This window comes from Paenibacillus solisilvae, from assembly GCF_042656405.1.
GTDB classification, from domain to species: domain Bacteria; phylum Bacillota; class Bacilli; order Paenibacillales; family Paenibacillaceae; genus Paenibacillus_Z; species Paenibacillus_Z solisilvae.
Genome location: NZ_JBHSOW010000124.1, coordinates 1 through 25,640 on the forward strand (window position 1 = coordinate 1; position 25,640 = coordinate 25,640).

24 protein-coding genes are annotated in these 25,640 nt (G+C 49.1%); 22 read left to right on the forward strand and 2 right to left on the reverse strand.

Going from position 1 to position 25,640, the window contains the following annotated elements; translation table 11 throughout:
* Nucleotides 1-104: 104 nt before the first annotated feature.
* Both ACFPYJ_RS30395 and ACFPYJ_RS30400 read right to left on the reverse strand, forming a co-directional pair.
* Entirely contained in the window at nt 105-1,391 is a 1,287-nt protein-coding gene (locus ACFPYJ_RS30395) for a DHHW family protein (RefSeq protein ID WP_379192008.1), read from the reverse strand.
* Nucleotides 1,392-1,405: 14 nt separating this feature from the next.
* Nucleotides 1,406-2,815, reverse strand: a complete 1,410-nt coding sequence (locus ACFPYJ_RS30400; protein WP_379192009.1) for an MBOAT family O-acyltransferase — start codon at nt 2,813-2,815, stop codon at nt 1,406-1,408.
* A gap of 266 nt (nt 2,816-3,081) precedes the next feature.
* Here ACFPYJ_RS30400 and ACFPYJ_RS30405 point away from each other — a divergent pair, with 266 nt between their 5' ends.
* From ACFPYJ_RS30405 to lysS, 22 genes are all read left to right on the forward strand, one after another.
* Entirely contained in the window at nt 3,082-3,807 is a 726-nt protein-coding gene (locus ACFPYJ_RS30405) for a vWA domain-containing protein (protein ID WP_379192010.1), read from the forward strand.
* Entirely contained in the window at nt 3,791-4,720 is a 930-nt protein-coding gene (locus ACFPYJ_RS30410) for a serine/threonine protein kinase (RefSeq protein ID WP_379192011.1), read from the forward strand. Before ACFPYJ_RS30405 ends, ACFPYJ_RS30410 begins: the two co-directional genes overlap by 17 nt.
* Nucleotides 4,721-4,746: 26 nt before the next feature.
* Nucleotides 4,747-6,186 carry a tRNA lysidine(34) synthetase TilS gene (tilS, locus tag ACFPYJ_RS30415; RefSeq protein ID WP_379192012.1) on the forward strand — a complete coding sequence of 480 codons (1,440 nt, stop codon included), beginning with the start codon at nt 4,747-4,749 and terminating at the stop codon, nt 6,184-6,186.
* Nucleotides 6,187-6,285: 99 nt separating this feature from the next.
* Nucleotides 6,286-6,825 (forward strand): hypoxanthine phosphoribosyltransferase, encoded by a 540-nt coding sequence (gene hpt / locus ACFPYJ_RS30420; RefSeq protein WP_379192013.1) that lies wholly within the window; start codon nt 6,286-6,288, stop codon nt 6,823-6,825.
* A gap of 98 nt (nt 6,826-6,923) precedes the next feature.
* Nucleotides 6,924-8,924 carry an ATP-dependent zinc metalloprotease FtsH gene (gene ftsH / locus ACFPYJ_RS30425; RefSeq protein WP_379192014.1) on the forward strand — a complete coding sequence of 667 codons (2,001 nt, stop codon included), beginning with the start codon at nt 6,924-6,926 and terminating at the stop codon, nt 8,922-8,924.
* A 426-nt stretch (nt 8,925-9,350) separates the two neighbouring features.
* Nucleotides 9,351-10,289 (forward strand): quinolinate synthase NadA, encoded by a 939-nt coding sequence (nadA, locus tag ACFPYJ_RS30430; RefSeq protein ID WP_379192015.1) that lies wholly within the window; start codon nt 9,351-9,353, stop codon nt 10,287-10,289.
* 40 nt (nt 10,290-10,329) lie between these two features.
* The gene (nadB, locus tag ACFPYJ_RS30435) at nt 10,330-11,949 is read left to right on the forward strand and encodes an L-aspartate oxidase (protein ID WP_379192016.1); all 1,620 of its coding nucleotides are present in this window, start codon (nt 10,330-10,332) and stop codon (nt 11,947-11,949) included.
* Complete coding sequence (gene nadC / locus ACFPYJ_RS30440; RefSeq protein WP_379192017.1) at nt 11,942-12,835, forward strand: carboxylating nicotinate-nucleotide diphosphorylase; 894 nt, start codon at nt 11,942-11,944, stop codon at nt 12,833-12,835. Before nadB ends, nadC begins: the two co-directional genes overlap by 8 nt.
* Nucleotides 12,832-13,599, forward strand: coding sequence for a type III pantothenate kinase (locus tag ACFPYJ_RS30445; protein WP_379192018.1), 768 nt, complete (start codon nt 12,832-12,834; stop codon nt 13,597-13,599). The genes nadC and ACFPYJ_RS30445 overlap by 4 nt, the downstream gene beginning before the upstream one ends.
* 25 nt (nt 13,600-13,624) lie before the next feature.
* The gene (hslO, locus tag ACFPYJ_RS30450) at nt 13,625-14,533 is read left to right on the forward strand and encodes an Hsp33 family molecular chaperone HslO (RefSeq protein WP_379192019.1); all 909 of its coding nucleotides are present in this window, start codon (nt 13,625-13,627) and stop codon (nt 14,531-14,533) included.
* 16 nt (nt 14,534-14,549) lie between these two features.
* Nucleotides 14,550-15,503: a peptidylprolyl isomerase gene (locus ACFPYJ_RS30455; protein ID WP_379192020.1), complete on the forward strand. Its 954-nt coding sequence runs from the start codon at nt 14,550-14,552 to the stop codon at nt 15,501-15,503.
* Between the two features lie 86 nt (nt 15,504-15,589).
* Nucleotides 15,590-16,528, forward strand: coding sequence for a cysteine synthase A (gene cysK / locus ACFPYJ_RS30460; RefSeq protein ID WP_379192021.1), 939 nt, complete (start codon nt 15,590-15,592; stop codon nt 16,526-16,528).
* 165 nt (nt 16,529-16,693) lie between these two features.
* Nucleotides 16,694-18,247, forward strand: coding sequence for an anthranilate synthase component I family protein (locus tag ACFPYJ_RS30465; RefSeq protein WP_379192022.1), 1,554 nt, complete (start codon nt 16,694-16,696; stop codon nt 18,245-18,247).
* Nucleotides 18,248-18,311: 64 nt separating this feature from the next.
* A complete protein-coding gene (gene pabA, locus ACFPYJ_RS30470; RefSeq protein ID WP_379192023.1) occupies nt 18,312-18,893 on the forward strand; it encodes an aminodeoxychorismate/anthranilate synthase component II in 582 nt (193 codons plus the stop codon).
* Nucleotides 18,890-19,774: an aminotransferase class IV gene (locus tag ACFPYJ_RS30475; RefSeq protein WP_379192024.1), complete on the forward strand. Its 885-nt coding sequence runs from the start codon at nt 18,890-18,892 to the stop codon at nt 19,772-19,774. Before pabA ends, ACFPYJ_RS30475 begins: the two co-directional genes overlap by 4 nt.
* Nucleotides 19,775-19,822: 48 nt before the next feature.
* Nucleotides 19,823-20,698 (forward strand): dihydropteroate synthase, encoded by an 876-nt coding sequence (folP, locus tag ACFPYJ_RS30480; protein ID WP_379192025.1) that lies wholly within the window; start codon nt 19,823-19,825, stop codon nt 20,696-20,698.
* Nucleotides 20,699-20,712: 14 nt separating this feature from the next.
* Nucleotides 20,713-21,090: a dihydroneopterin aldolase gene (folB, locus tag ACFPYJ_RS30485; protein WP_379192026.1), complete on the forward strand. Its 378-nt coding sequence runs from the start codon at nt 20,713-20,715 to the stop codon at nt 21,088-21,090.
* Nucleotides 21,077-21,658: a 2-amino-4-hydroxy-6-hydroxymethyldihydropteridine diphosphokinase gene (folK, locus tag ACFPYJ_RS30490; protein ID WP_379192027.1), complete on the forward strand. Its 582-nt coding sequence runs from the start codon at nt 21,077-21,079 to the stop codon at nt 21,656-21,658. Before folB ends, folK begins: the two co-directional genes overlap by 14 nt.
* Nucleotides 21,610-21,822, forward strand: a complete 213-nt coding sequence (locus ACFPYJ_RS30495) for a helix-turn-helix domain-containing protein (RefSeq protein WP_379192028.1) — start codon at nt 21,610-21,612, stop codon at nt 21,820-21,822. The genes folK and ACFPYJ_RS30495 overlap by 49 nt, the downstream gene beginning before the upstream one ends.
* 38 nt (nt 21,823-21,860) lie before the next feature.
* Nucleotides 21,861-22,892 (forward strand): tRNA dihydrouridine synthase DusB, encoded by a 1,032-nt coding sequence (gene dusB / locus ACFPYJ_RS30500; protein ID WP_379192029.1) that lies wholly within the window; start codon nt 21,861-21,863, stop codon nt 22,890-22,892.
* Between the two features lie 258 nt (nt 22,893-23,150).
* Nucleotides 23,151-23,630 carry a transcription elongation factor GreA gene (gene greA, locus ACFPYJ_RS30505; RefSeq protein ID WP_379192030.1) on the forward strand — a complete coding sequence of 160 codons (480 nt, stop codon included), beginning with the start codon at nt 23,151-23,153 and terminating at the stop codon, nt 23,628-23,630.
* A gap of 204 nt (nt 23,631-23,834) precedes the next feature.
* Entirely contained in the window at nt 23,835-25,352 is a 1,518-nt protein-coding gene (lysS, locus tag ACFPYJ_RS30510; protein WP_379192031.1) for a lysine--tRNA ligase, read from the forward strand.
* The last annotated feature ends 288 nt before the right edge of the window (nt 25,353-25,640 follow it).

The window sequence follows — 25,640 nt, forward strand, 5'->3', positions numbered from 1 at the left end:
GGTAAGTGTCGCTTTTCTTTAAATATAACTTGGGTCACTGGAAAAGCTTAAGTTCTTCAGTGGCCTCCGCGTGGAGCGGCAGACTTTTTTTCGTTCAATACGGTTTATTTATCTGCAGGCAGCAGTCCGCCGATTAGCTTGGCAATACCTGTATTGCGGGCAACGGTGGAGTTATTCAAGAACAGGACATCCGTGATTTGCTGCTTTTTCATGAAATCAGTAAGGGATCCTTTGTAATACCTAGGGTCGACGATATCTATTTTTTCAAAATGAGGCAGCAGGAAAGGGATGAAGGTATTCGCATAGGAGTCTTTGATGACTGCGATTCGCTTTCCGTTGTTTGTTCCTGTCGTTATCTCACCCCATGGATAATCCCCGTCGAGGAATACCGCATAGAACCCGTTGCCTTTCTTCGCATAAGCAGGATCGACCACATTGCGCTTTAGAGCTTTATTGGTTGATGAATATGCAAAGTATTCATATTTGCTGAACGGTGTATAGTAGGTGATACGATCCGGATGAGATTTTAGATTATCGCTGAGCGTTGCTTTGTAGGCTGTCCCGAGATAACCTTCAATCGTGCCGCTCTTGTACTGACTGAGCGGAATCTCCTTTTTACCGATCGTTTTCATAAAGTTGGTATAAGCATAATAGGCACCTAATGCTGTCCAGTGATGGTCGGTTCGGAAGTAAATATATTCATCACTATGCGTCTCCAGCGCTCCATAAGCATCGATTTGGCCGATTTCCGGATCCAGCTGCTTATTAATATGGGCAAAAGCCGCTTTTTGCGAGTCGGACATCGCCTTGTACTTTTCGTTCTTGCTGAACTCGATCGAAGTTGGCGCAAGCAGCGAATAGACACGAATCTTCGGATCAATCGCCGCCTTGAATTGATTAAGCACCTTGGCATATTCGTCGGCCGCCTGAGCGGAGTAGGCGAACAGCGTCATAGCCTGATCCTTGAAGATCAAATATTTGGTGGTATTCGCCGCACTGCTTTCCGCTTTCCCATCCGTTTGGGTGCCCGCCGTGTCCTTGCCACCCGTTGAATCCGTCTTTCCATTTAAGCTGACAGCCATATTATCTCCGCCCTCTTGTACGAAGATCGACGCCCCGTCCTCATCGGTGAAACCTTTGAGTGCCTTCAGGTCGGCGCCCACCTTGACTAGAGAGGAGCGATTCGTAAAGTTATCGGAGAAATAATTGTCATATTCCCGGGTAAAGTCTCCATCGAACAAACGCTCCGTTGTAAACGCCGGTGCTTGCTGAATGCTTCGCTGTTCAAGCTCCGATACGCTCTGTGAATGCGGTCGCAACAGATTGACTGCAGCAACCCCGAAGATGACGATCAAGAAAAGGGCAAGATTTAGCTTTACCTGTAGTTTCATGTTGAACCTCCTCGTTAGAACCGGTAATAAAGAAACGGATTATACGTGCTGCCAATCAGCAGAATGGTAGCCACAATAAGTATCACTAGATTAATAACAGGAACCGCAAACGTTGAAATGCTCAGCTTAAGCTTCTCATTGGCGGCGAATATGCGATTGAAGGACCAGGTGAACAGCGGTGTTGAAGCAATAATGGCAATGAGGAACAGCACGAGATTTTCTTTAAAATAAAGCTGCACTTCCGTTGTGATGAAAGCTTCCGGCTGCAGGTGAAACATGGATTTGAAGGCGCTGATGGCTTCCGACAGATCGGTGAAATAGAACCATACCCAGCCGATCAGCATCGCCAGAGTTGCATAGATATGAGAGACGAAGACAGGAAGCTTCTCGAGCCATTTTCCAAGGAAAATACGCTCTAAGTAAATGAGCAGACCGAAGTATAGCCCCCAAATGATAAAGTTCCAGCTGGCGCCGTGCCAGAAGCCGGTCAAGAACCAGACGACGAACAAATTACGCAGGTAGAACCTTTGATTTCCGCCAAGCGGGATATAGACGTAATCTCGGAAGAATCCGCCTAATGACATGTTCCAGCGGCGCCAGAATTCACCAGCGGATTTTGAAATATACGGGTAGTTGAAGTTTTCCCGCAAATTGAAACCGAACATTTTGCCAAGACCGATGGCCATATCCGAATAACCGGAGAAATCGAAATAGATTTGCAGGGCAAAGAGGGCCACACCAAACCATGTTCCAAGCATTGAAGGCTCTCCTGCGCTTGGACCGAGCAAATGGCCTACACTCTCACCCAGCAAGTTCGCGATAATAACCTTTTTCCCAAGTCCGATCATGAATCTTGTAATCCCTTCGCTGAAGCCGGACAGGGTTACGGTTGGGTTCTCGATTTGATGCTGGATGTCGGTATACCGAATAATAGGCCCAGCAACGAGATGGGGGAAGAACGAAACATAGAGCAGCAGCTTCTTAGGTGACCTTGGCGCTGTAATTCTACCTTTATAGACGTCGGTTAAGTAACAAATGATTTCAAATGTGAAAAAAGATATTCCGATCGGAAGCGTCACTTCCGGATGCGGGAGCTGAATAGGAAGCAGGGAGTGAATCGTATCGACCAGAAACCCGGAGTATTTGAAGAACCCCAGGATCCCAATATTTATCGCGACGGCAACAATGAACTGCGCTTTTGCCAGCCATGTCCCCCGATATTTCTCAATACCAATTGCAAATAAATAACCGACTATCGAAGCGAGCACGAGCAAAATAATCCAAACCGGCTCCCCCCAAGCGTAGAAGGCGAAGGAAAACAGAATGAGTATCCAATTGCGGTAACTCGTGTTGCGGAAGGCAAAATACGCCAGCAGGAGTATGGGCAAGAACAGATAAAGAAAAAATAAACTCGAAAATACCATCTATTCCGATCCTCTCTTTCTCATTTTTTTAACTTCCAAAAATATAACACAGGTGCATGTCGAATCATAGTTGATGGCAATAAAGTTACAACGCTGGAAGCTCTGGATTCGCCTCGCTGCGATAAGGTTAATGGATAAGCAAAGCCTGAGAACCCGCTGAATATCTGGCATTTCAGGTAAATAGACGGTTAAAGCCTCTCAATAATGGGAACGCTGGTAGATAAACTACTAGCGGTAGATTCCGTAATGTTGGAGGAATGACACTGATGAAGCAAATTCTATTAATCACCGATGGCTGCTCGAATGTCGGAGTAAGTCCTGTCGTTGCGGCGGCGCAGGCGTATGCGGAAGGGATAACGGTCAATGTAGTCGGAGTTATCGATCAGGGGGATCTCGGTGAATTCGGCTCAGCTGAAATTGAGGAAATTGCCCGCGCAGGCGGCGGACTGAGCCGGCTGTCCCATACGCGGCAGCTGTCCCATACCGTGCAGATGCTTACGCGCAAAACCGTCGTTCAGACGATTCAGCATGCCGTCCAGCGGGAGCTGAGGCAGGTGCTGGGCACCTCGTCTATCGAGGAGCTGCCGCCGGAGAAGCGCGGCGATGTGGTGAGGGTTATTGATGATCTCAGCGAATCGAGCAAGCTGCGGGTTGCGCTGTTAATTGATGCGAGTGCAAGCATGAAGCCTAAGCTCCAAGCAGTGGACGAAGCCATTCGGGACTTGGCGCTCAGCCTCCAATCCAGGCAAGGGAGCAGTGAAATTGCGGTGTTTCACTTCCCGGGCTCGGCCTATGGGGAGGATTGCAAGCTGGATTTGGATTGGACAACCCATATTAGCGGCGTGACCAGCTTTATCCCTAGATTGCAGATGCGGGGAACCACACCGACAGGGCCTGCGCTTATGCATGTCATTGATTTTTACCGAAAAGCCGATTATGGTAATAGGAAGAATGATGAAACGGACGGGATGATGAGTGACTACGTCGTTTGATTGGAGCCTTCCCCGCGGTACCGTTGTTAGTGGCAAATGGAAGCAGGGAAGCTACCGGATAGAGCGGCTTCTCGGCGAGGGAGCCAACGGCAAAGTATTTCTCGTGGAGCGGCAGGGCGGTTGGTATGCATTGAAAATCGGCACCGATGCGGTTGATCTGCAATCGGAAGTGAATGTGCTGCAGACCCTCGCCAAGCAAAAAGGCGGCACGGGAGCGGCTTCTTTCCTTGTGGACGTGGATGACCTGCGCGCCTCAGACGGCAAGGACTATCCCTTCTATGTCATGAAGTATATCCGCGGCATGACGTTATCCGAGTATCTGAACAAGGAAGGCACCGACTGGTTTCCGGTTGTAGGCTACAGTCTGCTCGGCCGGCTGTCTGCGCTCCATGAAGCGGGCTGGTCCTTTGGCGATCTGAAAATTGAAAATGTTCTTGTAGCCGATTATGGCCGGGTGGAACTGGTCGATTACGGCGGGGTGACTGCTTTTGGCAAGGGCGTCCGCCAATTTACGGAGATCTATGACCGCGGGTATTGGAATGCAGGAACGCGCAGCGCGGATGCAGGCTATGACCTGTTTTCATTCGCCGTTCTTTGCATACAATTACATGAAAGCCGCCGGCTGGCCCAGCTGACAAACACCCTTCTACCGCAAAATCGGACTCCGGATGAGCTGCTGAAGCTGGCTTATGCAAGCCCGGCACTCAAGCCTTTACATAGCTGGCTGCGCAGAGCGCTGGTTGGTGAATTCAAGAGCGCACGGGCAGCGGCATCAGCCTGGCAGCAGTGGATGCATCGTCCGGGAGCTCTGCGCAAGTCCGCACCGGCTCCGCGCTGGATGAAGGGATTGTTTGTTGCTTCGGCGCTGCTGCTTGCGACAACCGTATATTGGCTGCTTCGAACAGGGCCGTGATTTCATGAAGAGAAGAGGGATACCACGTGGACGATTGGCTGGGCGATTTGGCTCAAATAGCGGAGCAAGAGAAGCTGTGGTCGCCGGGTGATACGATTGTCGTGGCAGTCTCCGGAGGGCCTGACTCGACAGCCCTGCTTCACCTGCTTGCACGACTCGCCCCATCCCAGCAGTTAAAGCTAATCGCGGCGCATGTGAATCATGGGTTCCGCCCGGAGGAGTCGGCAAGAGAAGAAGCGGCCGTTCAGCAGTTTGCCTCCGAGCTTGGTGTTGTCTATGAATACACCAAGCTCAATATGCCTGCTTATATAGAAGAAACAAAAATGAACGCGCAGGCTGCAGCACGCGAGAAAAGATACTCTTTTCTATTCGAAGTCGCTAAGAAACACGGTGCTGCAAGCATTGCGCTTGGTCATCATGCCGACGATCAGGCCGAGACTGTACTCATGCGGATCATTCGGGGGACGGGCCCATCAGGGCTGTCGGGTATTGCCTGGAGACGAACAGAAAAAAACGTGGAACTTATTCGTCCTCTTTTACGTAGAAACAAGGCAGACATCCTGCGTTATTGTGAGCAATGGGGGGTCTCGTTCAGCGAAGATAGCAGCAACGGCAAACGGACCTATTTTCGCAATCTGATCCGTCTGGACGTTCTGCCTTATCTGTCGACATTGAACCCGCAGCTATCTCAGTCTCTTGTCAGACTCGCTGAACTTGCGACTGCCGAGGATGACTGGATGGAGCACGAAACACGGGTGGCGTTTGGACGCGATATCACGCTCGTTTCCGAAGGATGCCATATGACCTGCAAAGCGCTGCTTGACCTGCATGTCGCTTTACAAAGGAGATTGATTAAACTAATATTAAACTGTGTTGGAATGGTAACGGAAACCATCTCTTTCGACAGCGTTGAAACGATCCGGCTCGCAGCTTATGACAGTGCGCCGTCGACGTGGAGCTTAGATGTGGGAAGCGGGGTCAGATTCGTCCGAGAATACGACAAGCTATGCTTTATCCGGGCTGGCAAAGGGAATAATTTGACATCCTCTGAAGCTGGATATCATTATGTCGTTGCGGAAGGTATAACGCGACTTGAAATGCCCGATGCAGAGGCTGAATTGTTATTTGAAGGCTTGCTCCCGAACGAGAAGAGCAGACCAAGAGATAAGCAGGAAGCACTCTTCGACGCCGATCAAATAGCTTATCCGCTAACCGTTCGCAATCGCCGGCCTGGGGACCGAATGCAGGTGCTTGGTTTAAATGGCACCAAAAAAGTACAAGATATGTTCGTTGACGACCGAATCGCTCCGTCAAGGCGTGAGAGGATGCCGATTCTTGTCGATGCTGCAGGCCGTATCCTTTGGATTCCTGGGGTTAGAAGATCAGAATATGCGCAAATTAATGGATCTACCAAGCATATCTTGCGGGTTAGAGCATTATTTACGGCAGCGGACAATTTTGACTGAATAAGATGCACTGATCCATTCATAGTATAGGCAAGAAGAAATTGCTGATGCTTGTATGAGCACTGCACCGGTTTCTTCAACATTTAGGAGGGCAAGGCATTGCTGAATGACATTCAAGAAGTGCTTTACGGCGCAAACCAGATTCAGCAGAAAGTAAAGGAACTGGGCCAGACCATCAGCCGCGAGTTCGAAGGGCGTAATCCGCTTGTCATCTGCGTTCTGAAAGGCGCTTTTATCTTTATGGCTGATTTGGTTAAAGAAATTACGATTCCGCTCGAAATTGACTTCATGGCCGTATCCAGCTATGGGCAGTCCACCAAGACTTCCGGCGTGGTGAAGATTATGAAGGATCTGGACGCTCCTGTTCAGGGCCGGGAGATTTTGATCGTGGAAGACATTATCGACAGCGGACTTACACTTAGTTATTTGATTGACGTTCTAGAGCGGCGTAATGCCAAATCCGTTACGCTTGTTACTCTGTTCGACAAACCGGCAGGCCGCAAAGTGGAACTTGAGGCCGACTATAAAGGTTTTGTGCTGCCGGATGCTTTCGTCGTCGGTTACGGGCTTGATTATGCGGAACACTACCGCAATTTACCGTTCATCGGTATTTTGAAGCCGGAAGTATACGAAAAATAATTGGATGCGATTCACCCTTCATGGCTTACCGCGCAGCAATTTGTGATGGAAAGTCATGCTATGGTAAAATATTTAAGCGTCTTGAGAGGAGGTAGGGGATGAATCGGATCATCCGTAATACTGGATTTTATTTAATTATTTTTTTGGTGACTGTCGGGATCTTTCAATTTATCAGCAGCCAAAACGATACCACCGTTGAAATTCGATATGATCAGTTGAGGCAGGAGCTGAATGACAATAATGTCAAAGAGCTTACGCTTCAGTTCGACGGCTACTCCTATTTGGTCAGTGGTGAATATATAAAGAAACCGGATAAGGCGGAATCGGAGAAGTTCTACGCTCACTCCAACATTGAGGAATTTGCCATCAAGGAAATTTACGATGCGCAAGCCAAAAACAAGTTCCAAATGGATGTTAAACCAATGGAGGGCCAGAGCATTTGGCTGACTTTCTTAACATCGATTATTCCTTTCGTCATTATCTTCATCCTTTTCTTCTTCCTTATTAATCAAGCACAGGGCGGCGGCGGCAAAGTCATGAACTTTGGTAAAAGCCGGGCTCGCTTGTATAACGAAGAGAAGAAGCGCGTAACGTTCGAGGATGTTGCGGGTGCGGATGAAGAGAAACAAGAGCTGGTTGAAGTTGTTGAGTTCCTGAAGGATCCGCGTAAATTCGCAGCAGTCGGAGCTCGCATTCCTAAAGGGGTTCTGCTAAACGGACCTCCGGGTACAGGTAAAACCTTGCTTGCACGTGCTGTTGCAGGTGAAGCAGGCGTGCCGTTCTTCAGCATCTCCGGTTCTGACTTCGTCGAAATGTTCGTCGGTGTCGGTGCATCACGGGTTCGTGATTTGTTCGAGAATGCGAAGAAGAATGCGCCATGTATCATTTTCATCGATGAGATCGATGCGGTCGGACGCCAACGCGGCGCCGGTCTTGGCGGCGGTCACGATGAGCGTGAGCAAACGCTTAACCAATTGCTTGTCGAAATGGATGGATTCGGCGCAAACGAAGGGATCATCATCGTTGCTGCAACGAACCGCCCTGATATTCTGGATCCTGCACTTCTTCGTCCAGGCCGTTTTGACCGTCAAATTACGGTTGACCGTCCGGATGTTAAAGGCCGTGAAGCCGTACTTAAAGTACATTCACGCAATAAGCCACTTAACAAGGATGTAAAGCTAGATATTATCGCGAAACGCACAACTGGCTTTACGGGTGCTGATCTCGAGAATCTTCTTAATGAAGCGGCACTTCTTGCGGCACGCCGTAATAAAAAGGATATCGCAATGGTTGAGGTTGACGAAGCAATTGACCGCGTTATCGTCGGTACGGAGAAACGCAGCCGTGTCATCAGCGATCGTGAGAAGCGTATTGTAGCTTACCATGAAGCCGGACATACCATTGTGGGTTACTTCCTTGAGCATGCGGATATGGTGCATAAAGTTACGATTATTCCTCGCGGCCGTGCTGGCGGTTATGTCATCATGCTCCCGAAAGACGGAGACCGCATGCTGACGACGAAACAGGAGCTGCTTGATAAAGTAACAGGCTTGCTCGGCGGGCGCGTAGCGGAAGAACTTTTCATCGGAGAAATCGGTACAGGCGCTTACAGCGACTTTAAACAAGCAACAGGTATCGTACGAAGCATGATCATGGAATACGGAATGAGCGATAAGCTCGGCCCGATGCAGTTTGGCAGCTCCCAAGGTCAAGTTTTCCTTGGCCGTGATATCGGACACGAGCAGAACTATTCGGACTCCATCGCGTATGAGATTGATCAAGAAATGCAAAGTTTCATCCAGAGCTCTTATGAGCGCGCTAAGAAGCTGCTTAACGAGAAGAGCAAAGAAGTTCACTTAATCGCACAAACACTGCTTACCGAGGAGACACTGGAGCTTGAACAAATTAAGCGCCTGATCGAAACCGGTACGCTGGATGGCAGCGGTGAAGGGATTACAGCTGGTGAAGGTTCAGAACCGACAGCAGAACCGGTTATCGATACGATTGGCGGCGTGAAAGTGCGCATTCAAACGAAGGAAGCGGGAGATATCATCCCACCTCCTGCCGGCAATAACGATGACGAACCTAATAATACGTAATGATGGTTTCAAGGCTGTCCTTGAGCAGGTAACTGCTAGGGCAGCCTTTTTTTTGAATATCTGCGGCTCTTCATGAAAAATGTGTTAGGAAAACGCTTAAGCGGCTCGTAATTCGCGGGTTGCTAAGCTTTTGTGCAAGCTTCCCTCCAAACCCTTCGCAAAAGGGCTAAAACGGCTCGTTTTGTTGGTTGACAGTATTCGGTACCTTGTGTAAATTAAATGTTAATCACGCGTTATCGGACTCCCGTTTATCGGCGGAGCTGATCGGCAGGTGATTGCCAAGAATGAATGATTGGCTGATTAAGAAGGGTATCCTAAAAGAATGATTAGGATTGAATAAGCAAGGCTGCGTAGCAGTGCATAGGACCTATTACGCATAGGTTTGTGCTTCTGTTCACAAAGTCAGCAAAAAGAGGAGAATATACCATGGAAGCATTGGCTCTCGAGCGCAAGGCGGAACAAAACCGCGAGCTGCGGGAACGTTTAATGCAGCTGAAGAAAGAGCGTAACGCTATTATATTAGCTCATTATTATCAACGCGACGAAGTACAGGAGGTAGCTGATTTTCGCGGGGATTCATTCCTGCTGGCACAAAAAGCCGCACAAACGGATGCCGATGTTATTGTTTTCTGCGGCGTTCATTTCATGGGTGAGAGTGCGAAGATTCTTGCTCCGAATAAGACAGTTCTCATTCCAGACGAACGCGCGGGCTGTCCGATGGCGGATATGGTCAATGTCGATGGCTTGCGCAAGCTCAAAGCACAGCATCCCCATGCAAAAGTGGTTACGTACATTAACTCCTCGGCTGAAATTAAAGCAGAGACTGATATTTGCTGTACTTCTGCCAATGCGGTGCGTGTCGTGAATTCTGTTGATTCCGATGAAATTATTTGGGTGCCTGATAAGAATCTTGGCCACTACGTGCAGCAGAATACCGATAAAAAGATGATTATCTGGGAAGGTTACTGCAACACGCATGATATGCTGACCGTTAAAGATGTAGAGGAAATGAAAGCTAAATATCCAAATGCACAATTCGTCGTACATCCCGAATGCCGTCCAGAGGTTGTTAAGCTTGGCGACTTTGTCGGAAGCACGACTGCCATCATCAAATATTGCAAGGAATCGGACTGCAAAGAGTTTATCGTAGGTACAGAGGATGGAACCGGTTATCAGCTCAGACTCGACAGCCCGGATAAAACCTTCCATTTTGCAACGAAATATTTGGTTTGCCCGAACATGAAAGTAAACAACCTGAAGAAGCTTGTTAAATGTTTGGAAACGATGCAGCCGCAAATTTATGTACCGGATCAAGTTGCTGATCAAGCCCGTTTATCCCTGGAGCGCATGTTACAAGTGAAGTAGCATGCGCTACTCTCTTTCCGTAGAAAGGAAAGTCGATCAAATGATACCTCGATATTTAGTGGATGTCGCGCTAGAGAACCTGCCTGTTATTGAGAAAGATGTCATTGTTATCGGGGCCGGCATCGCCGGTCTTTTTACCGCCATTAAAGCGAGTGCTACCAATGAAGTGTTAATGATCACGAAAAAATCACTGCTCGACAGCAATACCCGTTATGCACAGGGAGGAATCGCGGCGGTTATTTCAGAGGATGATTCCCCTGATTACCATCGCCAAGATACACTCATTGCAGGTGCAGGTCTTTGTTCGAATGAAGCTGTAGATGTGCTCGTTCATGAAGGAACGAATGGAGTGCAGGATCTCGTTAAAATGGGCACAAAGTTTGATCAGGAGAATGGTGAATTTGCGCTGACGAAGGAAGGCGCACACAGCCAGCGGCGTATTTTGCATGCAAACGGAGACGCTACCGGATTTGAGATCGTTCGTGCTTTGTCGGTGAAGGCGAAGGAGAATCCCCAAATTGAAGTGTGGGATGATCATTTCGTAATCGATCTTATTACCGACAACGTTGAATGTATCGGTGCACTTGTGCAGAAGCCGGATGGACAGCGTGTCTATGTGCGCGGGAAAGCGACGATTCTTTGTTCGGGCGGAACAGGCCAGCTCTACCGGTATACAACCAACCCTGAGGTTGCGACTGGAGACGGGATTGCGATGGCTTATCGGGCTGGCGCCTACATACAGGATATGGAATTTGTTCAATTCCATCCGACGTCACTTTGTTACCCGGGGGCTCCGAGGTTTTTGATTTCCGAGGCCGTGCGGGGCGAAGGCGCGATCCTGCGCAACATAAGAGGCGAACGGTTCATGGAGAAATATCATGAGCAGCTTGAGCTTGCGCCGCGGGATATTGTTGCTCGCGCGATTGTAAGCGAGATGGAAGCCACACGCTCGACATTTGTATATATTGATGTCACTCATGAATCTGCGGACATGGTGAAGCATCGCTTCCCGAATATTTATGAGTATTGTTTGAAATACGGATTAGATTTGACGACGGATTGGATTCCGGTCGCGCCTGCGGCGCATTATATGATGGGTGGGGTTAAGACGGATCTGCATGGTGAAACGAACCTCGCCCGTCTATTTGCTTGTGGCGAATGTTCTTCAACCGGCGTTCACGGGGCCAACCGCTTGGCAAGCAACTCTCTATCTGAGGCGATTGTATTCGGACGCCGCATTGTAGAGCGTATTAATGAACTGGAGCCAATAACCTCCGACTCCACAGCACCGATTATCGAGTCTATGGAACGCAGCGGCCCGCCAATGCAAGCCGTTGTTGAGAAGCGTCTGAAGCTTCAGAAGATCATGGTTCGTTACGCCGGACTTCGTCGTGATGGACAAGGGCTGAATAAAGGATTGGAAGAATTAAAGCGACAACTGCCTATTTTCCATTCTGTGCTTACTAAACGCGAGGAGTTCGAGTTCGCCAACCTGCTGACCTGTGCGATGCTAACCAGTCAGGCAGCCCTGCTGCGGGAGGAAAGCCGCGGTGCACATTATCGGGAGGATTTCCCGGATCGGGATGATCTGGTTTGGCGTAAGCATTCCGTCCTTCATCGGGAAAACGGCGTAGCAGAGGAGCGAATTCATCATGGTTAAGACAACAATAGCGGCGGTTGGCGGAAACGCCGAATTGCTGAAAGATCAGATACGGGCATGGCTTGCGGAAGACATTGGAACAGGCGACGTGACAAGCTGGGCGACTATTCAAGAGGGAAGCAGATCCAAAGCCGTCATTCATGTCAAAGAGAGCGGTATTCTAGCCGGCATGCCCATTGCGGAGCTCGTGTTCGCAGTCGTTGATCCTTCATTGACATTTCGAGCGCTCGCAGCCGATGGCACCGCGGTTGATAAAGGTAGGGTGATCGCGGAAGTAGAGGGCAGCACGCACAGCCTACTTACAGGCGAACGTCTGGCTCTGAACTTGCTGCAGCGGCTGTCTGGCATCGCAACCAAGACAAACGCGTATGTTCGGGCTCTCGAAGGCCTGCCGGTGCGCCTTGTTGATACGCGCAAAACGACACCGGGACATCGGCTTCTTGAGAAGTATGCGGTCCGGGTTGGCGGAGGCTCCAATCATCGTTTTGGACTCTATGATGCCGTAATGATCAAGGATAACCACATTAAAGGATCAGGCGGGATTACGGCAGCTGTGCAAGCTGCGCGCAGGGTTATCCCGCATACGATGAAGATTGAAGTCGAAACCGAGTCCATGGTGCAGGTAGAAGAAGCGCTCGCATGCGGGACGGATATTATCATGCTGGATAATATGTCTTATGACCTTATGAGGGAAGCAGCGGCTCGAATCAAATCCCATTCCCCGTATGTCATCGTAGAGGCTTCGGGCGGGGTGACCTTGGATACGATCAACGCTATCGCAGCTTGCGGAGTCGATGTGATCTCCGTTGGCGGTTTAACGTATTCCTTCCAAGCACTGGATATAAGTCTGGATCTGGGCGAGAAGAAAGGGGGACCGGCGGCGTGATTTTAGTTGTTGATGTAGGAAATACCAATATTGTTCTAGGGGTATATGAAGGCAAGACCCTGCTTCATCATTGGCGGCTAAGCACGAACCGGTCTGCAACCGCTGATGAGTACGGGATTATGATTCATAATCTGTTTCATTATGCCGGCGTGAAGCTGGATCAGATGGACGGTGTCATTATCTCCTCTGTTGTTCCTCCTTTAATGCGGACGCTGGAGCAGCTGTGCCATAAATATTTGCGTAAAGCGCCGGTCATTGTTGGCCCTGGCGTGAAGACCGGGCTTAACATCCGTTACGAGAACCCGCGTGAAGTGGGTGCCGACCGGATCGTTAACTCGGTTGCAGGGATTGAGAAATATGGCACGCCGCTCATAATCGTTGATTTTGGCACAGCGACCACATTTGATTACATTGATGCAGACGGCAACTATCTTGGCGGGGCGATCGTGCCGGGCATCGGCATTTCGACGGAGGCCCTTTATCAACGTGCGGCTAAGCTGCCGCGTATTGAACTGGTCAAGCCTAAGAGCGTTGTTGGCCGCAACCCGGTCACTTCGATGCAGGCAGGTATTATTTTTGGTTATGCAGGTCAAGTGGACGGAATTGTTCAGCGAATCCGCAAGGAATTCAATGTAACGCCTCGCGTCATTGCCACCGGCGGTTTGGCAGAGCTGATCTCTGCAGAATCCGAGACCGTTGAGGAAGTCGATCCCCTGCTGACACTGGATGGGTTAAGACTAATTTATGAACGGAACCAAGAGTAATCATAATGGCAAGGAGGGGATTTAAGTGCAGCAGGATACAGCAAAAGATTATTTAGTACGAGGTACAGCATGGGATGGCAAGCTGCGTGTATTTGCTGTCACGACTACGGCACTTGTTAACGAGCTTCGCATTCGTCATAACACCATGCCAACGACTACAGCGGCACTTGGCCGTACGGCAACAGCAGGCGCCATGATGGGTGCGATGTTGAAGGGTGAGGAGAAGCTTACCATTCAAGTCAAGGGTGACGGCCCGGTAGGTCAAATGGTTGTCGATGCGAACGCCAAGGGCGAAGTTCGCGGCTATGCGGAATATCCGCAAACGCAGCTGGCTAGCAATGCACTTGGGAAGCTGGACGTAGCAGGCGCGGTTGGCCGCACAGGCTATATCCACATTATTAAAGATTTAGGGCTGAAGGAACCTTATCGCGGCAGTACTCCGATCGTCTCAGGGGAGCTCGCGGAGGATTTTACGTATTATTTTGCCAAATCGGAACAAACGCCTTCGGTTGTAGGTCTAAGCGTGCTTGTTGACGAATATGGTACAGTGCTCAATGCCGGGGGCTTCATCGTTCAATTGCTGCCAGGCATCTCGGAAGAGGAGATTGCAAGGCTTGAACAGGCGGTTACAGCGCTGCCGCCGATCTCGTCGCTTCTGGATCAAGGTGAAACGCCCGAAGGGCTGCTTCGCTGGGTTGTAGGGGACGAACTGCAGCTGTTCGACGATGAATTGGATATCCAATTCTCGTGTAATTGTTCAACCGAACGGGTGGAAAGAACGCTCATCAGCATGGGTGAGCATGAACTACAACAGTTAATTGAAGAAGACGGACAAGCTGAAGTCGTGTGCCATTTCTGCAACGAGAAGTATGTATTTAACCGCCCGCAGCTAGAAGTGCTGCTCGATCAGGCAAAGCCGAAACCGATTCAATAATCGGAGGCCAAGCATAATGAAGAAGGACCAGGTGTTGAAGAGCGTTGTGCTGCTTCAAGCCGTATGTATGATCGTTCTTGCAGTCGTTGTGGTTACTCGCGTGCTCTCGCCGCCGAGTTCCGCCGTCCCGAAGGACAATGATCCTCAAGATGGTGCGGATCCCTCTAAAGTCGAAGAGAAGGTTGCGGCTACGGTGGGCACTGAGCAGATAACGAACGCAGAATTAGAGGAGCAGCTGCGTGGGCAATATGGAGACAGCGTGCTGCGGACATTGATGGTAAGAGCCGCAATCCGGCTCGAAGCCCGCGCATACGATCTGCATGTATCTGCCGATGAGCTAAGTGAAGAGCTTAACAGGATGATGGCGGGTTACGAGGATAAGGACCAATATTACACAACGATGAAAGAACAGCTGGGATTGACACCCGAAGCCATCCGCAAAGATACCGAGTACCGGCTGCTGCTTGAGAAAATCGCCATTCGGCCGATAGAAGTAACTGAGTCGGATGTGGATGCGTATATTTCGGAGAATGAAGAGCAGTTCGCGCCGCAAACGCAAGTCCGGCTTGCTTGGATTGTCTTGGATAACAACAGTGAAGCCGAAGATATCCTTCATAAGCTTGAAGATGGAGAAGACTTCGCACTCATGGCCAAGACGTACTCCAGAGATGAGGAAACCGCCGGCGATGGCGGAGACTTAGGGCTAATCGACTTAAAGGATGAATATGTGGATCCGAATGTCCTGCAAGCAGCTGCAAACTTATCTATTGGGGAATCAGCTGGTCCGATTCCTGTAGAGAATGGTCAAGCTATTATTCGATTATTGGAAAAGCACACGACAGAGGCGCTGGATGAGCGGACTATTCGCGAAGACGCTCGTAAACAACTGGCTTTAATGCGGGCCAATTCGCTTCATGATGTTGAGGATGAATTGCTCGCTAAATATAACGCGGCAATTATGCCGAAGTAAAACTATCTATTGACAACAGCTGGTTACGATTGATAAGATGTAGGTAAAACCAACTAATTTAGTCGGAATAGGGAGGACTACTTTTCATGGCTAGAATTGTACAAAGCGTAACAGAACTTATCGGTGATACACCGCTTGTCCGTTTGAATCGTCTCGTGCCTGAAGATAGTGCAGAGATTTATGTAAAGCTTGAATATCAAAATCCAGGTGCAAGCGTTAAGGACCGCATCGCGATCAGCATGATTGAAGTAGCGGAGCAGCAAGGTATTCTTAAACCAGGCGATACCATTGTCGAGCCTACCAGCGGCAACACTGGAATTGGACTTGCAATGGTTGCTGCAGCTAAAGGCTACAAAGCGATTCTGGTTATGCCGGAAACGATGAGCATCGAGCGCCGCAATCTTTTCCGTGCATACGGAGCAGACCTTGTTCTGACACCGGGAGCTGAAGGTATGAACGGAGCGGTTCGACGCGCTGAGGAGCTTCAAGCTGAGAATCCTTCTTATTTCATCCCGCAGCAATTCAAGAACCAGGCGAACGTTAAAATTCACCGCGAAACGACAGGTCCGGAAATCGTTGAAGCGATCAACTCGCTTGACGGCAAACTGGATGCGTTTGTAGCGGGAATCGGAACTGGCGGAACGATCTCCGGTGCCGGTGAAGTGTTGAAGAAGAACTTCCCTGAAATCAAAATCGTTGCCGTTGAGCCTGCAGGATCACCGCTTCTTTCCGGCGGTAACCCGGGCGGACATAAAATCCAAGGTATCGGCGCTAACTTCATTCCAGAAATTCTGAATCGTGATATTTACGATCAAGTTATTACGATTGAGAATGATGAAGCATTCGATACAGCCCGCCGCGCAGCGAAAGAAGAAGGTATTCTTTGCGGTATTTCTTCGGGAGCCGCTATCTTTGCAGCTCTTAAAGTAGCCAAAGAACTCGGTAAAGGCAAACGTGTTGTAGCTATTGTTCCTTCGAATGGCGAACGTTACCTGTCCACACCGCTGTTTAACTTCGAGAACTAATCAGTCTCGTTAATAATGGAGGATCCCCTTTGATTTGGGGGTCCTCTTTTTGCTCTTGTTCATTCCCTGCACGCTCTTTTCTTTTTACCCGTAATTCGGTATACTAACTTCCAAACGAGAAGCCGGCCCAAGAACGGAACGGTTACGAAAGTGGAGGGCTGGCTCATGAATGCTACAGCCTTTAAAGATTGGCTGACTTGGCGGGAGCAGGGGTTTAATTCACTGCCCGTATGGTATAAACGCTCATTGAATCATGAAGATCGTCCATCCTCGTGGGAGTCCGCATGGAAGGCGGCCTCTGCACATGCATTCGTACTGGAGAGCGGCAAGGATGGAAGATACACCTATTTGGGCCTGCATCCTTCATCAGTGATTCGAGGCAAAGGGATGATAGCCGAGGCTGTAGACAGCGCGAGCAGCAGCATAACCCGATATGACTATAAACCGCTCGAAGCCGTTCGCAGCTGGATGAGCGCCTACAAGGCTCCGCGTGTGCCTGATGTTCCGAAATTCACAGGAGGCTGTGTTGGTTTTTGGAGCTATGACGTGATTCGCTCCATCGAACGCATCCCTAATCACGCTGCAGATGATTTGGGTCTGCCGGATTATCTGTTTCTTCGTATGGACGAGCTCTGGGTCATCGATCATCAGGAGAAAATGCTCTATTGTGTGAGACATTCCCTTATCGAAGCTGACTCATCGGAAGAGCAGCTTTTTGCGCAGTATGAGGAAACATGCGCGTTAACAGAGAAGATGTCTCACTTTTGGACAGAGCTGACCCGATCGGACGAGCTTCGCAATTCACGTATGGACTTCATGGAGAGCAGCTCTCTTCATATCGATGTTGAAGCTATAGGTGGCATAACATCCCCCTTTCAGAAGGAAGCCTATCAGTCGGCGGTTGAACGGATTCGGGACTATATCGCGCAGGGTGATGTCTTTCAGGTTAATCTGTCCATGAGGCAAACCCGCGCCGTCACAACCCCGCCTGAGGAGCTGTACGAATGGCTGAGGCTGGTGAATCCATCACCTTATATGGGGTTCTTGCGCTGTCCCGATTTTCAGCTGGTCTCGGGATCTCCTGAGCTTCTTGTCGAGCTCCAGGGCGGCAAATTGGCAACGAGGCCAATTGCCGGTACGAGAAGACGCGGACGCACAGAGGAAGAAGACAGACAGATGGCGGATGAACTGCTTGGTAACGAGAAGGAGCGGGCGGAGCATATTATGCTGGTCGATCTTGAGCGTAATGATTTGGGCCGGATATCCGCTTACGGCTCGGTCCATGTCGAGGAGCTTATGGTGATTGAGTATTACAGCCATGTCATGCACCTGGTTTCCCAGGTAGAAGGAACACTTGCGCCTGGAAAAGATGCTTACGACGTCATTGAAGCGACTTTTCCCGGGGGGACGATAACAGGAGCGCCTAAGATTCGCACAATGGAAATCATCGAGGAGCTTGAGCCCGTGAGGCGCGGACCCTACACCGGATCAATGGGCTGGATTGACTACAACGGCGATATGGAATTTAATATAATTATACGGACAATGACCGTGAAAGATCATCAGGTGCATATACAAGCCGGAGCAGGGATTGTTATTGATTCCAAGCCGGAGCGAGAATATTATGAGTCCCTCAGCAAAGCCAAAGCGTTATGGAAATCCATTCAGTACAGCGAGCAGTGGGCGAAGACAGAAAGAATGCTGGCTAACCATGAATAAACGGCCCTGAAAACTTCAGCACCGTCCCGTTAGATGAGGTTTATATATGAAGGGGGAAACGAATATGATATTGGTAATTGATAACTACGATTCATTTACGTATAACTTGGTTCAATATTTAGGTGAACTGGGTGAGGAAATCGTCGTCAAAAGAAATGACGAGATTGATCTCGATGGCATTTCTGCGCTGGCTCCCGATCATATTCTAATCTCCCCGGGGCCCTGCAGTCCGAATGAAGCAGGCATCAGCCTGGCGCTGATTGAGCGATTCAAAGGGGAAATCCCGATCTTTGGTGTATGTCTTGGCCATCAATCCATCGGACAAGCATTCGGCGGAGATGTTGTTCGCGCTGAGAAGCTGATGCATGGCAAAACCTCAGCCATTATACATGATGGACGCTCTATCTTCGAAGGGATTCCAACGCCCTTCACAGCAACACGATACCACTCCCTTATTGTAAAACGTGAAACTTTGCCGGATTGCCTGGAGATTACCGCGGAAACGGCGGATGGCGAAATTATGGGACTGCGGCACAAGGAATACCCGATCGAAGGTGTGCAATTCCATCCGGAATCCATTATTACCGAGAACGGACTTACCATGCTTAGCAACTTCCTTAAACAACGGGCCGGTACAGCGCGATGAACATTGGCTGGAACGGAACAGTCAAGCAAGCAGAGGAGGCCGTGATCTCGGTATACGATCACGGTTTTTTGTATGGAATGGGTTTGTTTGAAACCTTTCGCACCTACGGAGGAAAGCCTTATTTATTGGAGCGTCATCTGCAGCGCCTAACGGAGGGATGCCGTTCGATCGGCATCCACTATGAACCGGATATAGAGCAGTTTCGTGTGTGGCTGGCTGCCTTGATGCAGAGCAATAACCTTTCGGAAGCTTACGTCCGGCTGACCGTCACAGCAGGCGAGGAAGAGCTGGGGCTGCCTTCAGGGGATTATAGGAAGCCGAATCTGCTGCTTCTTGTGAAACCTCTCCCCATCCCCAATCCACTGCTTTACGAAGATGGCCGTCAGCTTGCGCTGCTGTATACTCGGCGTAATACGCCTGAGGGGGATATTCGGCTAAAATCACTCCACTACATGAATAATATCGTGGCAAAGAGGGAATTACTGCAACTCGGTGCCGCACCTGGAGCTGAGGGACTCATGCTCACCCAAGAAGGCTGGCTGGCCGAAGGGATCGTCAGTAACCTGTTTTTTGTTGAACGAGGAACGGTTTACACGCCTTCCATTGATACGGGAATTTTACCGGGTGTGACAAGAGGCCGTGTCATTGAGCTCGTTCGCTCTGCGGGTCATGCCGTCATAGAAGGACGATTCACATGGGACGAGCTTCTTCGTGCAGAGGAAGTATGGATGACGAATTCCATTCAAGAGCTGGTACCGATAACGACGCTGCGAAATGTAGATGGACATGTGATTCAACCTGGGGACGGGAGTCCCGGCTCGCTCTTCAAGCAGCTGCTGTCCGGTTACCGGATGCTTACTGGAAGCGGACAAGACCTTTGATCCTTTATTGAAACACACCTACGGCTCACGAAAGGAACACCGACTGAAATGAAATCTCTAGTAGAAGCAAACCGTCATTGGCCATTCAAACGGAGCTATGAATTCTCCGAGGGTGTTAAGCTTGAGCTCGGTACACGAACCCTGATTATGGGTATATTGAATACAACGCCGGATTCGTTCTCGGATGGCGGCCGGTATGATGAGATTGATGCGGCTGTTAAGCATGCGCAGGCGATGGCTGAAGCAGGAGCTGATATCATTGATATCGGCGGTGAATCGACAAGACCCGGAAGTGACTCGGTCTCGCTGGAAGAGGAGATTCGCCGTGTAGTTCCAACTATACAGGCCATCCGCAGAGCATTGCCCGATATGTCGATATCCATAGATACCTACAAAGCTGAAACCGCACGTCAGGCGCTTGAAGCCGGTGCTCACATCATTAATGATATTTGGGGGTTAAAAGGCGACCCTCAAATGGCATCGGTTGCTGCCGAATATGGCTGTCCCGTCATTCTCAGCCATAACCGCCATGCCCGTGATTACAGTGACCTTGTACCGGATGTCCTTGCAGATTTGAAGGGCAGTATTGCATTAGCCCATCAGGCAGGTGTCCGAGACGAAGCAATATGGCTCGATCCCGGGATTGGCTTCGCCAAAAATTATGAGGAGAACCTGAGTGTGATGCGTAATTTGGATCAACTCATCGGACTTGGATATCCGGTATTGCTCGGCATATCCCGGAAGCGGTTCATCCAGAACACCCTGCAGCTTCCGGCAGGGGATGTCGCATTTGGAACAGCAGCAGCGAATACGCTTGGGATTGCGCAAGGCTGCCAGATCATTCGTGTTCATGATGTGCTTGAGATGAAGCAAAATGCCAAAATGGCGGATGCCATCGTTTATTATAAAGACGTACATAGGTAAGAGGAGGCGAAAACATGGATAAAATGACATTAAAAGGAATGCGCTTTTTTGGCTATCATGGTGTATTTCCAGAGGAGAACAAGCTGGGTCAGCAGTACATCGTCGGTTTGGAGCTCAAGCTTGATCTTTCAAAGGCCGCTCAAACGGATGATTTAACCTACACAGTGAACTATGCGGAAATTCATGCCCTAGTGAAGGTTATCGTGGAAGGGCCGCCTTTTAAATTAATTGAAGCTTTAGCTGGTCACATTGCATCAAAAGTGCTCGACGCTTATACTAGTGTAAATGAAGTGACGGTTTTCGTAACCAAGCCTAACCCGCCGTTCGATATTCATTTTGACGGTGTAACCGTGGAATTGGGCAGAAAGCGGGATGGAAATGAACAACAGTAAGCACTCGCTGTCAAGCAGCGCCCAAGATCAGAAACTTACAGGAGCCGCCGAAGCTTATATCGCACTCGGTTCTAATGTAGGTGACCGGAGCAAGCTGCTGCAAGAGGCGCTTCTGTTGATTGACAGCCATTCTGCGATTAAGGTCATTCGTGTATCCGGCATTTATGAGACGGATCCGGTCGGCTATACCGACCAACCTTCTTTTCTTAATATGACGGCAGCGCTTCTTACAACGCTTGGGCCGTTTGAACTTTTACATGCATTACTTGATATTGAGAAACAGCTCGGTAGAACACGCGACATTCGGTGGGGCCCTCGTACGATGGATCTCGACTTGTTGCTGATGGAGAATGTCAGGCTTGATGAGGAGGAGCTTACTCTCCCACATCCCCGTATGATGGAACGTGCTTTCGTGCTCGTACCGCTTCGGGATGTGATCGGCAGCGGACATCCACTTCAAGAACAGGTCAATCAATTCGCAGTTCGAGCTTTACAGGATGGAGGGGAAGGCATCGCGTTATGGAATACGATCAATTGGCCGGACGCGTCCGCGCATTCCGAAAGTTAAAAGGATTCACGCAGCACGAGCTGGCAGCTAAATTAGGCGTATCGGTAGCAATTCTTGGCTCACTGGAGCGGGGAACACGCAAACCGGATCCGAAGCTGCTGGAGCGCATTTCGGAAACCTTGCAAATTAGCTATGATGAACTAACGGCTGAGAGAAGCCAATAAACCGGATTATACAAACTCAGAAGGGAGCGGAGACGTCCATGCTCAAAATCGGAAACATCGAGATGAAGAATAAAGTCGTGCTGGCGCCGATGGCAGGTGTGTGCAACCCGGCTTTTCGACTGATAGCCAAAGAATTCGGTACAGGCCTCGTTTGCGCCGAGATGGTAAGTGATAAAGCGATTCTGCACGGTAACAAACGAACACTGGAGATGCTTTATGTAGATGACCGGGAGAAGCCGTTAAGTCTGCAGATTTTCGGAGGAGATCGCGAATCGCTAGTGGAGGCGGCGAAGGTCGTTGATAAGCAAACCAATGCAGATATTATCGATATAAATATGGGCTGTCCGGTACCCAAAGTCACAAAATGTGATGCTGGTGCGCGCTGGCTCCTTGATCCAGACAAAATCTACGAAATGGTATCCGCTGTTGTCGATGCTGTCGATAAACCGGTTACCGTGAAGATGCGCATCGGCTGGGACAGCGAGCATGTGTTTGCGGTCCAGAACGCACAGGCTGTTGAACGTGCAGGCGGCAAAGCAGTCAGCGTACATGGCCGCACACGGGAGCAACTGTATACGGGAAAAGCCAATTGGGATATTATAAGGGATGTTAAGCAAGCGGTAACAATCCCCGTTATCGGCAATGGCGATGTCTTCTCTCCCGAGGACGCCAAACGACTGCTCGATCATACAGGCTGTGATGGCGTGATGATTGGACGCGGCGCACTAGGTAATCCATGGATGCTGTACCGTACCATTCAGTATCTGACAAATGGTGAACTTCTTGCAGATCCAACGCCTCGCCAGAAAATGGAGATTGCAATTGTTCATATGGACCGCCTTGTGAACCTTAAGGGTGAGTCCGTCGCAGTGCGTGAGATGCGGAAGCATTTGGCATGGTACTTGAAGGGCATTCCAGGCGCTGCCCGGGTAAAAGACGTTATTATGGAAGAGACATCCAGAGATAAGATGGTGCAGATTTTATTGCAATACATCGATTCACTTGGCGAAGACAGTGAGAAGCCGGCTTCTTCGCCCGACTCCGCTGCGGATGAAGTTGTTTATCATTGATTGTGACGTGTAAAAATGTGACTAAAGGTCCATTTTGCAGTAATCATGTTCGCAGAACTCACATTACAATTGGCTTTCGTTGACATATGGGGTAAATTTGAAATATAATTCTTCAATAACAAACCGTCCGCCTGGCTTATTTGGCAAATTGATCTGTCCCCCGTGCGGTGTCATCAAGGGTATGGAGTGTAATATATTAAGTAACAGTGAATTCATACACGGTATGAAAAAATGCCACTCGACAGGAGAATGGGTAACATGAGCGATAAAGAGATCATTCTGACGCAGGACGGACTTAAGAAGCTGGAAGATGAGCTGGAGAACCTAAAGTCGGTCAAGAGGCGTGAAGTTGCCGAGCGGATCAAAGTTGCGATTGGCTATGGCGATATTAGTGAAAACTCAGAGTATGAAGATGCGAAGAATGAGCAGGCATTTATTGAAGGACGGATCATCACCCTTGAGAAAATGCTTCGCAACGCGCGCATTATCAACAATGATGATGTTGATACAGATACAGTAAGCATTGGTTCACTTGTAACCGTTGAGGATATGGAGTTTGGGGATACAGTAGAGTATGCAATTGTAGGAACTGCAGAGTCGGATCCACTGAACAACAAAATTTCTAATGAGAGCCCGGTCGGTCGAGCAATCCTTGGTAAGAACAAAGGAACAGTAGTCGAAGTAAATGTACCAGCGGGCATCATTCAATATAAAATTGTTGATATCAAAAAGTGGTAATCAGGCATGCCTGTCAGGAAGAAACAGCTGCGTTTCTTTCTTTGAAGAAAGAATCAGAAAAGTATAGATCGAATTGTCATATACTTTCTGTTTTTTTGAGAAAAGCTTCCTCCGGAAGCTTTTTTCAACATTTAGGACAAAGTAGTCCTTTCCGTAAGGGAATAGAAATGGGATAAACCGCTTGTCGGAATAACAAGGAGATGAATGGTAGTGGAGCATCAAACACAAGATCAAGAACAAGAATTTAGTGAGCTATTACAAATTCGCAGAGACAAACTAGACCAGCTGCGGGAACTGGGAATTGATCCGTTTGGCGGTAAATTCGGGCGTACTCATCGAGCCAAAGAAATCATGGATGTGTATGATAATGAAAGCAAAGAGGACTTGGAGTCCAAAGGCATCGAGGTTCGTTTAGCCGGACGGATCATGCAAAAACGCGGGATGGGTAAAGCGGCATTCACGCATATACAGGATCTGAGCGGTAAAATCCAAATCTACGTGCGTAAAGATACCGTCTCGGAAGTTGAATACCAAGCCTTTGAGCTGCTTGATATCGGGGATATCATAGGTGTTTATGGTGTAGTGTTCAAGACGAACACAGGGGAAACTTCCGTTAAAGCGAAGGAAATTACGGTTCTCTCCAAATCTCTGCTCCCGCTGCCGGATAAATTCCATGGACTGAAGGATGTAGAGCTGCGCTATCGTCAGCGTTATGTTGACCTGATCGTCAGCCCTGAAGTGCAGCAAACGTTTATTACACGTTCGCGAATCATTCAATCGATGCGCCGTTACCTCGATTCTTTGGGCTATCTGGAAGTAGAAACGCCTACTCTGCATTCGATCGCCGGAGGAGCTTCAGCACGTCCTTTCATTACCCATCATAATGCGCTGGACATGCAGCTTTACATGCGGATCGCGATTGAGCTTCATCTCAAACGACTCATAGTCGGCGGAATGGAGAAAGTATACGAGATCGGCCGTGTTTACCGTAACGAGGGGATTTCGACAAGACATAATCCGGAATTTACGATGATTGAGCTGTATGAGGCTTATGCCGACTACAAAGATATCATGGCATTAACGGAGACGCTTGTTGCACATATCGCTCAAGAAGTGCTCGGTACAACCAAAATCAATTACCAAGGACAAGAGGTTGATCTTACCCCGTCATGGCGGCGTGTTTCTATGGTGGACCTTGTCAAAGAAGTGACTGGCGTAGATTTCGGCGCTCAGATGACAGACGAAGAAGCGCATGAGCATGCTAAGGCGCATAATGTTAAAGTTGAGCCTCATATGACATTTGGTCATATTCTGAATGCTTTCTTCGAAGAGTTCGTTGAACATACACTTATTCAACCTACGTTCGTAACTGGACATCCAGTAGCGATTTCTCCACTGGCGAAAAAAAGCGATGCAGACCCTCGCTTTACCGATCGTTTTGAGCTGTTTATCGTAGCTCGTGAACATGCCAATGCCTTTACTGAGCTTAATGATCCTATTGATCAGCGCCAGCGCTTTGAATCGCAGCTTCTCGAGCGCGAACAGGGCAATGATGAGGCGCATGAGATGGATGATGACTTCATCCGTGCTCTCGAATACGGTATGCCGCCTACAGGTGGCCTTGGAATTGGTATCGACCGCTTGGTTATGCTGTTGACCGATGCGCCTTCGATACGTGACGTACTGTTGTTCCCGCTTATGCGCGAGCGTGCTGGCGAATAGATTCAGAAGGACTTGACCGGTGAGACATTATCTCACCGGTTTTTATTGTTTAAGGAAGCAGTATGTTTATAGATTGGCGCCAAGAGCCGTTCTTCGTACGTCTCAATAAGAGTCTGCTGCTATAATGGAGAACGGCAATTCGGAGTCCCGGATACCGGCATGATTAATAAGATATCAAATTATTTTAAAAAAAGGGTTGCAATCATTTGGGCGGATGTGTTATATTAATCAAGTCGCCGCTGAGAGATTGGCGGTCAACACGAAGAACTAAATTAGACATTTGTTCCT